The organism is Lentzea sp. NPDC036955 (assembly GCF_055608005.1).
The window spans coordinates 1-9749 of sequence record NZ_JBVJRC010000018.1 but is presented as its reverse complement, the minus strand read 5'-3'; the positions used below and the strand labels follow the sequence as shown (position 1 = coordinate 9749).

Sequence of the window (9749 nt, the reverse complement as noted above, 5' to 3'; positions counted from 1 at the left end):
TTCGACTCGTTTGATGGAGTCGATGCCGAGGTCGGTTTCGAGTTCGAGGTGGGGTTCGAGGATGTTGCGGGGGTATCCGGTTTTTTCGGCGACGACGTCCAGGAGGATTGATTCGGCGTCTTGGGAGGAAGGTTCCGAGCCGATGACAGGTTCCGGTACCGGCGGAGCGGCCACTGGCCACGGCGGCGGAGCCATGGGCTGAACCTGGACATGCGGAGCGGCCTCCATCAGCGGTGGCCGCTGCGGCTCCACGGGCCGGTGCTCGCGGGCCTCGACCACTGGTGAAGCGGCCGGGTGCTGTGGACCGGACGTGGCCTCGGTGAACACTTCCGCGTGTGGCCGGGCCGATCCGGTGACGTCAGCCGGCTGCTGGCCGGCCGACTCCCCGAGGAACAGCCGCACCGAGTTTTCGGCGAACTGCAGGTAGTGCAGGTGCGTCTCCGCCATCACGCGCTGGTACTCGGTGTGGGCGTTCGCGGCCTGGGCCTGGACCAGCTCGAACGAGCTCAGCCAATCAGGCACGTTCACCGGTCGCGTGGAAGAGTCGGGAGGCACCGGCACAGGGCGCTCCGTCTGAGGTGCGAGTGGCAGCGCCGATGGGGGCCGCGTAGTCGGTTGGGGTGGGGACGCCTGCAGAGCCGGTGTCTGCGGTGAGTACGCCCGCGAGGACGGCGCCTGCGAGGAGGGTTCCACCTCTTGCTCTCCCTGGGAGAGAGACGGCGGCTCGGGCAGTTGCCGGGGTGCGGGCACGACTCGCTCGGTGGTCGTCATCCTCGTCTCCACAGTGGTGTCGCTGTGCGGCTTGAGCTCTCGGTAGTTGGCGCCTGATATGCGGACCCGCATCCGAGGAGGCCGACGCGTTCCGGCTACCGGGTCCTCGCTCATCCACAGAGGACTGAGGTCCAGTTCGACACCGGCGACGGCGAGTCGCCCAAGCACGCGCTGCAGCGCCGTGATGCCGTGGCAGCCGGTGCGATCCACGGATACGGCCAGGTGTGGTTGCTCGCCGAGGACGTCACTTGTGAGCCGCGCCAGGGTGCCCGCACCTATTTCGATGAACGTCCGTACGCCGTCGTCGTGCATCGCCTGGAGCTGGTCCGCGAACCTCACGGGTGACACGAGGTGGTCGGCGAGCCGTTGCCGGATCACGTCGACCTCGACCGGATACCGGCTGGCGTCGGTGTTGCCGTACACGTCGATCTTGGGTGAGGTGAATGAACAGGACTGCAACAGCTCGAGGAACGGTTGCCGCGCGGCGTGGACGAGGGGGGTGTGGAATGCGCCCGCGGTCTGCAAGCGCTTCGCCCCGACTCGCTTCTCCGCGAGCAGCGCCTCGAGTTCCGCGATCGCGTCCTCGTGCCCGGAAACAACGGTCTGCAGAGGGCCGTTGAGGTTGGCGAGCCAGACACGACCGGCGAACTTCTCGATGTGCCGCGCGGTCTCCTCGGCGGATGCCCTGACCGCCACCATGGCGCCGGCTTCCGCTGCGGCGTCCCGCATCGCCTCGCCGCGACCGGCGGCAAGCCGCAGGAGCGTGGACTCGTCGAAGACCCCGGCCGCGTGCAGGGCGACGAGCTCTCCGAGACTGTGCCCACCGACGCAGTCGAACCGCAGGCCGAACGTCCGCAGCACCGCGAGCATGGCGGCCCCGTGGACGGCCAGCGCGGGCTGAGCCCACTCCGTGCGGGTGAGCAGTGCCTGTTGGTCCTCACGTTCGGCATCGTTGAACACCGGGAGCGGGAACACCACCGACGGCAGCGATCGGCCCTCACGGCGCAAACCGGCCGCGCGGTCCCAGCACTCCCGTGCCGTGGGGACCTGCATCAGCACGTCGGCCCCCATGTCGACGTGCTGGCTGCCCTGGCCACCGAACATCAGCGCAACCCTGCCCGGTGCCGCTGCCGCGCGGTCGAGGCAGAGGCCCGCCGGGGTGTTGATCACACCTTCCGGCTGTCCCGCGATCAGCTGCGCAAGCTGTGAGACCTGTTGCGCGAGGTCCTCGGCGTCGCGGACGACGAGACACACCCGCACGGGCGCGTCGGCGCGGAACGACTTGGCGGCGTCGCGTGAGGCCGTCGTGACGTCTCCGGTGTCCTGACAGCGCTCGACCGTTTCTCGCAGAGCGTTCAGGAGTTCGCCGGTGGAACCGGCCGATGCCACGACCAGCTCGGTCGGGGCAGCGGTGAACCACTCGGGTTCGCGGCCGCCACCTGCGATGTACTCCTCCAGGGTGAGGTGGAAGTTCGTGCCGCCGAAGCCGAACCCGGAGACCGAGGCCCGGCGCGGGTGCGCGTCGTCCCGGATCCACGGACGCGCCTTCGTGTTGAGGTAGAGCGCACTGTTCGGCAGGTCCAGCGCGGGGTTGGGCTGGTCGACCTTGATCGTCGGTGGCAGCACCTTGTGCCGCAGGGCCAAGACGGTCTTGAGCATTCCGAGCGCCCCGGCAGCGGACTTGGTGTGCCCGAACTGGGACTTGGCCGAGCCCAGCGCGCACCACTGCCGGTCCTCGCGTCCGGACTCGGTGAAAACCGAGTTCAGGGCGGTGAACTCGGTCAGGTCGCCGACGGTGGTACCGGTGCCGTGCGCCTCGACCAACTCCACCGATCCTGGGCCGTACCGCGCCGCCTCGTAGGCCCGGCGCAGCGCGCGTGCCTGTCCGGCGGCGACCGGTGCGTACACGGCGCTTCCGCGGCCGTCGGAGGAGCTGCCCACCCCCTTGATCACCGCGTAGATCTTGTCGCCTGCTGCCTCAGCGTCCGCCAAGCGCTTGAGGGCGAACATCACGACCGCCTCGCCCATCATCGTTCCGTCCGCGTCAGCGGCGAACGGGCGGCAGTCTCCGGACTTCGACAGCGCTTGGGCAGCGCTGAAGCACTTGAACATGAGGATGTCGTTGAGCGTGTCCACGCCGCCGGTGATCATCAGATCCGCGTTGCCGGTCGCGAGTTCGTTCACCGCACTCGCCACCGCGGCCAGCGAACCGGCGCAGGCGGCGTCGGTGGTGTAGTTGGGGCCGTGCAGGTCGAACCGGTTGGCGACCCGACCAGCGACGACGTTGCTCAACAGACCGGGAAAGCTCATCTCCTGCCAGGACGGGTAGTTCTCGGCGATCCGGTCGCAGATCGCCTCCGCCTGCTCCTGCGGCACACCGCCCGTGGTCATTTCCCGCAGCCAGACCGGCCGCTGCATGCGGTTGCTCATCGTCTGCAGCAGTTCGAGCGCGGCCGTCCCCAGGATCACCCCCACCCGTTCGCGATCGTTCTCCGGCACGCCTGCGTCGCCGAGGACCTGTTCGGCCACCTTGAGAGCGAGCATCTGGGAGGTGTCGGTCGCCGGCAGCGTCGCCGGCGGGAGTCCGAACGACAGCGGGTCGAAGTCGATCTCGCTGAGGAAGGCGCCGCGGTTGCTGGAGACCTTGTCCTTCGCGGCTGGATCGGGATCGAAGTAGCTGCCGGGGTCCCAGCGGCCCGGTGGGATGTCCCCGATCAGATCCCGGCCGGTGAGCACCGCTCGCCAGAACTGCGGCGGACCTTCCGCTCCTGGGGTGATCGCGCCGACTCCGACGATCGCGATCGGCTGCTGCTGTGGCCGACTTGTTCCGGTCATGCGGTCCTCCAGGAGGAAAGCGGCTCGATCGACGGTGCTGATCAGGCGAGCGGACGCGGGCGGTAGACGAAGGCCTCGGGGGCGACGTTCACCCCGGCGGTGCGCAACTGCTGTGCCCTGGTGACCACGGTCGCGCCTTCCAGCAGGTTCAGGGCGATCTGCGCCACCGTCCGTTCGGAGACCGGCTCCAAGAACGTGCCGCGCACCCAGCGGTTGAACGAGCCCATCGCGGGACCGCACCAGATCTGGTAGTCGGCCCTGCGCGACTCGTCTCCCGTGATCGCCCACCGACTCGCCCGGCCGAGGTAGGACCGGAACACCAAAGCCATGCGATGCCGTGCTTCGCGCTCCGCCCGCTCGACCTCGCGGGGATCGCGCTGCTCCCAGTACTTCCTCGTCGAGGCCCAAGCCGCGGCCACCGGCTCCCCGAGCACCCCGCGTTCCAGCTGACCGCGCACGTCGTCCGGAATGCTCTCCAGCGAGTCGTAGGCCCGGAAGATCTCTCGAAGACGCGCCGCACGCCCGGCGAACAGCGAGCCCCGGCGCAGCACCTGCAGGCTGACGCCCATCTCGAACATGTCGGACGCCGGCGCCATGCAGACGTCGGCGATGTCCGCCTGTGCCAGGAGTTCCCTGCCCGCCAGGGAAAGCCCGGACTCCACCGCGGACTGGTTGACCGAACCCGTGACCACGTAGGCGGCTCCCGCGGCGAAGGCCGCAGCCACGGCTGACGGTGTGCCGAGCCCACCGGCCGCACCGACCCGGACCGGGGGACAACACCTGCTGATGGCGACTTCGTCGCGCAGCGCCAGCAATGCAGGCAGGAGCGCGCCCAACGGCCGGTTGTCGGTGTGGCCACCGCTGTCGGCCTCCGCGGTCACGTCCTGGGCGACCGGAACGAGACGAGCCAAGGCGGCCTCGGACTCCGTCAACGCTCCTTCCGCCACGAGCGCGGCGAGCATCTCCTCCGGCGCCGGAGCCATGAACTGCTCTGCCACCTCAGGCCTCGACACCTTGGCGATCACACGGGTCTGCCGCACGACGCGACCCGACGAGTCCGCGGTCAGGCCCTTGGCCGAGCACAGCACGGCGGTGGGCGTCAGGGCCAAGAAGGCCGAGAGGGACACGATCGGAACCCGCCACGCCAGCAGCAGGTCCGCCACCCGCCGTTCCACGTCCGGCTCGGCCGGGGAGTGGATGAGGTTGACTCCCCAGTTGCGCCTGCCGGAAAGCCGCGCGCTCAACTCGGACAAGGCGTGCTCGACCGCGGCCGGTGCGAGGCCTGCCGCGCCGAACACACCGACCGCGCCGATCTCGGCGAGGGCCATCACCATCCGGGTGGTCGCGATGCCGTTGGCCATCTCCCCGCCGATGTAGGGGAAACGGGCACCGTGATCAGTGAGGAAGCCGTGGTCGCCGAGCCACTCCGGGTAGCAGGGCGGCAGTGAGCCGACCATCCCGGGCATCGAGGCAGCCTCGTCCGCGTCGAACATGAGACCGATCCGCTGGGTGTCGTTGTCGCGAACGAGGTGGACGACATCCCGTGGACGTGCGGCGGCATACGTCGCCGCACCGGAACCGGTGTCCGCGCCACGGGTACGCGTGGCGGGCGTCAGCTCGTTGATCACGACCGGCCTCCTCTCGGCTCGTGCGACGGCTTGCGCAGTGGCCGTTCATCGCTCCAGTCGATGACCAACTCCCGGCTGTGAAAGCGCCAGCTACCGCTTTCGCGGCGGCAGACGTCGAGGTACCGGACGCTTCGCGTCACCATTCGCAAGCCGTCACCGCGCTCGTACAGCTCGTGTGCCAGGCAGTAGGTCTCGCCGGTGGCCTCGTCACCCGCGACGGCCATGACCTGGTTGCCGGTCAGATGTGTCGACCCGACCCACGGCGGCCGCGCGGACCACAACTTCGCCCAGCCGTCGGCGCTGTCGAACACCAGGTTCGGGCGGTGGGAACCTTTCGGGTGGGGCAGACTCATGTGCGCGCCTGCGCAGAACAGCTCCGCGAACAGGTCCTGGCGCCCGCGGTCCACGGCCTGCGCGTAGCGGTCGGCCAGCTCACGCAGTGCCAAGCGCTCCTCGACCGCACCTGCCCCGGTCACGTCGGCCTCCGCGCGCGCAGACCGGTGACCACCTGCTCGGTCAGCGGCAGCAGCAGTTCCAGCAGACGACGGGTCTTGCGCTCGCCGAGCACCTGCCAGGGCACCGAGGCGAGTCGATCGGTCGTGTCCTCCACGGCCTGCCGGTGCGCTCGGCCGTCTTCGGTGAGGGTGCCGTCGTGGTTCAGCAGCCCGCGCTCGACCAGCCTGTGTTCGCCGGCGAGCCATTCCGCGTCGGTCCAGCCTCGCCGTGCCTGGATGCTGCGGCGTCGTTCGCCGCCCGCGGCGGTGATGGACACCAGAGCTTCCACACCGTCGAGTCCGGCTGAGGCGAGAGCGATGCCGTGGCCGTCCCCGCGGTGTTCGCGCAGCGTCGTGACGGCCTGCCAGAGAGCGAGATGAGGTTCGGCAGGCCGGGCGAGCGCCGCGTTGGCGGCCCCCAGCGGACGACCGGGCACGTCGCAGGCGGCCGCAGCCTCTTCCGCCAGAGCAGCTGCCTCCCTGACCTCCGCACCGTCGGTGGCCTGCCCCAGCAACGCGCGCAGGGCACCGTCCACTCCGGTCAGTCGTGCTCGCAGTGCTCGTGCTGGAGTCGCCTGAGCGAAGGCGGCGGTCGTCTCCTCGACGACGAACCTGGGCTCGAAGTGGTAGAAGACCGCCGCGACCACGGCCGGGGGCACCGTCCCCAGAGGAGCGGAACGGCCGGCGAAGTAGCCGTGCCACGGCCCCGTGAACCCAGCTTCGTGGAACGACGCCGTCGCCTCCTCGGCGAGGTAGGTCACGGCGTGCAGTGGATCGAGCAGCGAGTGGGCCTGCCGCGCCGGCAGGACGGCTGCGCCGGCCCGGCTCATGACGCGCTCTTGCCCGCGAAGTGCAGCAGGCCGGAGGTACCTCGTTTGTCGAGCTCGTTGGCCACGACGAGCCGCTGCACCTCGGAGGTGCCCATCCAGATCCGGTCCACGCGGACGTCGCGGTTGATCCGCTCGACGGGGTTGTCCCGCATGTACCCGCGGCCGCCGAGGATCTGCACCGCCCGGTCGGCGACGCGTCCGGCCGCCTCGGTCGCCGAGATCTTGGCCATCGCGACCTTGGCGTTCAACGTCTTCAGCTCGCAGCCGCGGTCGATGTCAGCGGCGATCTGGTGCACGAAGACCCGGTTCACCGCCACGTCGATCGCCGAGTCCGCGAGCATCGCCTGGATCATCTGGTGGCGGATGATCCGATCGCCGCCCTGCACGCGTTCCCGAGCCCAGTCCGTGGCGAGCGTCAGCGCGCGCTCAGCCGCGCCCACCGCATGAGCCGCGACCAGCATGCGCTCCTCGAAGAAGGTCGCCTGGCTCAGGCGGAACCCGTCGCCGACCGAGCCGAGCACCGCGTCGGCGGGCACGTCCACGTCGACGAAGCGGAAGTGCGGGTGCGCGTAGGCGAACCTGTGGGTGTACTGCGGATTTCTGGCCATCTGGACGCCAGGAAGGTTGCGGTCCACCAGGAACATCGTCGGCTGCGCATCGGGCGCCGTGCGGGCCAGCAGCACGAAGTAGTCCGCGATGTCTCCCAGCGTCACGAACCACTTCTCGCCGTTGATCCGGTAGCCCGTGGGGGTGCGTTCCGCCGTGGTGGTGATCTGGCTGGGGTCCGAGCCGGCTCCGGGTTCGGTCACGGCGCGGCCGCCGAAGCGGTCGCCGCGGATCTCGGGCACCAGGTAGCGGTCGCGTTGCTCGGGCGTGGCCGCCAGCAGCAACGCCGCCGTCGGACGCCACACCGCTGCCCACAGCCCGTTGGTGAGTCCGCCGAACTCCTCTTCGACCACCATCTGGTCGAGCCAGCTCAGACCCGCGCCGCCGAGCTTCGCCGGCGCGTTCATCGCGTTGAAGCCGCTTTCGAGCACGATGTTCTTGACCTCGGCACGGCTCTCCTGTGCCAGGTGGCCGAGGTTCTCGCACTCGTCCTCGTAAGCCGTCAGCTGCGTCGTCAGAGACCTCGCCCGTGCCTTCAGCGCGGCCTGCTCGGTCGAATACAGGAAATCCATGCAAATCCCTCAACTCGTCGGAGGATCGCGAGCGTGTTCAACCTGCGGAGGTGCGCGTGCGCCGCCGGAGAAACATCTCTCCTATTCGCCGGGAATGCGGGCGAGTGCGCCGATGACGAGTCGGTGGTCCGGTCCTGTTGGCACTTCGCCGTCGGGGTTCCACTCGACCACCTGCGTCACCCCCGGTGGAACCACGTCGAAACCGTCGAGCCAGCGCCGGAGGGTCGCCCGGTCGCGGTTGATGAACGGGCTGGTCCTGTCCTGGTACATGCCGGTCGCGGAGTCCATCCGCCCCTGCATGTCGTCGGCCGCGCCTTCGTCTGTGGTGTGGGAGATCGCGACATAGCTGCCGGGGGACAGCGCGGAGCAGTAGGCGGAGATCACCGCTTCCGGCTGCTCCTCGTCGTGCACGAAGTGCAGGATCGCGAACAGCAGCAGGCCGATCGGCTGGTCGAAGTCCAGCAGTTCGCGGACCTCGGGGTGTTCGAGGATGGTCGCCGGCGTGAGGAGGTCGCCTTGGACGGCCACAGCGGACGTGTTGCCGTCCAACAGCTTTTTGCTCAGCTCGACGACGACCGGGTCGTGGTCGACGTAGACGACGCGGACGCCTTCGTCCAGCGCTGCCGCGATCTCGTGCACGTTGCCGACGGTCGGAATGCCGGAACCGATGTCGAGGAACTGCCGGATTCCGCGCTTCACGAGGTGCTCCACCACGCGGCGCAGGAAGGCGCGGTTGTCCCGGACCATCGTCCGGGATGGGATCGTCGAAGCGACCTTTTCACCGAACTCGCGGTCGGCCGCGTTGTTGCACGTGCCTCCGAGGTACCAGTCGTACACGCGCGCGATGTTGGGCACCTGCTCGTCGGTGAAAGTCGATTCAACCGATAGCGGGTCGTCAAGGTCCATGATCTTCCTTCCCCTCGCAACTGAGCCGACGTTAAGGCCGGGAAAACATCCACGGCGAATGTGCGTGCCACTCCCTGGAACGTCGAGCTTCCCGGCGGCACGGGTACCTGGGAGTGTGGTCAGCGATGCTTGGCGACAGAAGGTGAAGAGAGATGAGGTCGAAGGCGATCGGCCGGACCGCCGCTCACCGGCCGGCGGGGACGGCATTTGATGAGCCGGCGGAACTCGCGCGCCTCGTCGGGCGGGTGGTGGAATGTTTCGCCGGCATCCCGTGCGCCCGGACGAGGGGTCTGCGGTGTTCGGCGGCCAGCTCCTGTGCCAAGCTCTTCTGGCCGCTGGTGCTGCGTTGCCCGCGACCATGTCGGCTGCATCGTTGCGGATGCACTTCCTTCGGCCGGGGAATCTGTGCGATCCCGTGGAGTGCGAAGTCATCCCGGCGGTCGACCAGGCGGACCGTGTCGTCTTCGAAGCAACCGCTTCGCAGAACGACCGGCGGCTCGCCGTCGCAGTTGCCACGTTCGGTGAGGTCACCCCGGGCAGTGGACACCGAGTCAGCAGGACCAGAGGTCTTGGTGAAAGGATGTCCGTGAGCCTCCTCGTGTGATCGATTCCGGTCGCATGATCAGCGAGGTTGCCCGTGAGCTGGGGATCGGTGCGGGAATGTCGAGTGTCTGGGTCAGGGACGAGCGGCGTCGGATCGCCGCCGCCGAGGCCCACGGGGAGAACCCTCTGGGGGCCGGTTCGCTCTGACGGCCAAGTACACCGGCCCTGATCACATCGCCGGCGTGACCGGCATCGCCGCATCCGAGCGTGAGCGGTTCGCGGTCCTGTTCGCGACCCCGGTGCCCGGCGCTGATGTGGTGTGCCTCCAGATGATCCAAAGGCATGAGCGGCGGGTCGAAGGCGGTAGATGGACCAATCCGAGACCGCGTGAGTCTGATGTAGACGGCAAAGACCGTCTCTTATGGACTTCCTGGGCCATCGCGGGGCCATTGGACGTCGAGGACCAATAAGAGGTCCTAACAGAATGATCAACGTGGTGGCGTGCAGCATGTCGGATGTGGATCATGTTTGACCGTGAGGAGGGGTCAGTCGCCGCCGTGGATC

The 9749-nt window shown here is 68.8% G+C and carries 7 protein-coding genes; 1 reads left to right on the top strand and 6 read right to left on the bottom strand.

From position 1 onward, the window contains the following. The 6 genes from ACZ7CF_RS40355 to ACZ7CF_RS40330 form a co-directional block, all read right to left on the bottom strand. On the bottom strand, nt 1–3606 hold a 3606-nt coding region (locus tag ACZ7CF_RS40355), incomplete at its 3' end, for a beta-ketoacyl synthase N-terminal-like domain-containing protein (protein WP_470372323.1). A 41-nt stretch (nt 3607–3647) separates the two neighbouring features. Then, the gene (locus tag ACZ7CF_RS40350; RefSeq protein WP_470372322.1) at nt 3648–5234 is read right to left on the bottom strand and encodes a PfaD family polyunsaturated fatty acid/polyketide biosynthesis protein; all 1587 of its coding nucleotides are present in this window, start codon (nt 5232–5234) and stop codon (nt 3648–3650) included. Then, a complete protein-coding gene (locus ACZ7CF_RS40345) occupies nt 5231–5710 on the bottom strand; it encodes a nuclear transport factor 2 family protein (RefSeq protein WP_360393596.1) in 480 nt (159 codons plus the stop codon). The genes ACZ7CF_RS40350 and ACZ7CF_RS40345 overlap by 4 nt, the downstream gene beginning before the upstream one ends. Next, a complete protein-coding gene (locus tag ACZ7CF_RS40340) occupies nt 5707–6558 on the bottom strand; it encodes an SCO6745 family protein (RefSeq protein WP_360393598.1) in 852 nt (283 codons plus the stop codon). The genes ACZ7CF_RS40345 and ACZ7CF_RS40340 overlap by 4 nt, the downstream gene beginning before the upstream one ends. Continuing rightward, nucleotides 6555–7736: an acyl-CoA dehydrogenase family protein gene (locus ACZ7CF_RS40335; RefSeq protein WP_360393601.1), complete on the bottom strand. Its 1182-nt coding sequence runs from the start codon at nt 7734–7736 to the stop codon at nt 6555–6557. Before ACZ7CF_RS40335 ends, ACZ7CF_RS40340 begins: the two co-directional genes overlap by 4 nt. A gap of 81 nt (nt 7737–7817) precedes the next feature. Then, nucleotides 7818–8591, bottom strand: coding sequence for an SAM-dependent methyltransferase (locus ACZ7CF_RS40330; RefSeq protein ID WP_360393603.1), 774 nt, complete (start codon nt 8589–8591; stop codon nt 7818–7820). A gap of 304 nt (nt 8592–8895) precedes the next feature. Between ACZ7CF_RS40330 and ACZ7CF_RS40325 the strand changes: the two genes are divergently transcribed. After that, nucleotides 8896–9246, top strand: coding sequence for an acyl-CoA thioesterase domain-containing protein (locus tag ACZ7CF_RS40325; RefSeq protein WP_470372321.1), 351 nt, complete (start codon nt 8896–8898; stop codon nt 9244–9246). The last annotated feature ends 503 nt before the right edge of the window (nt 9247–9749 follow it).

Coding starts and splice junctions, on each gene's coding strand:
- ACZ7CF_RS40340 (WP_360393598.1), bottom strand. CDS start 6,558: ATGAGCCGGGCCGGCGCAGCCGTCCTGCCGGCGCGGCAGGCCCACTCG.
- ACZ7CF_RS40335 (WP_360393601.1), bottom strand. CDS start 7,736: ATGGATTTCCTGTATTCGACCGAGCAGGCCGCGCTGAAGGCACGGGCG.
- ACZ7CF_RS40325 (WP_470372321.1), top strand. CDS start 8,896: ATGTTTCGCCGGCATCCCGTGCGCCCGGACGAGGGGTCTGCGGTGTTC.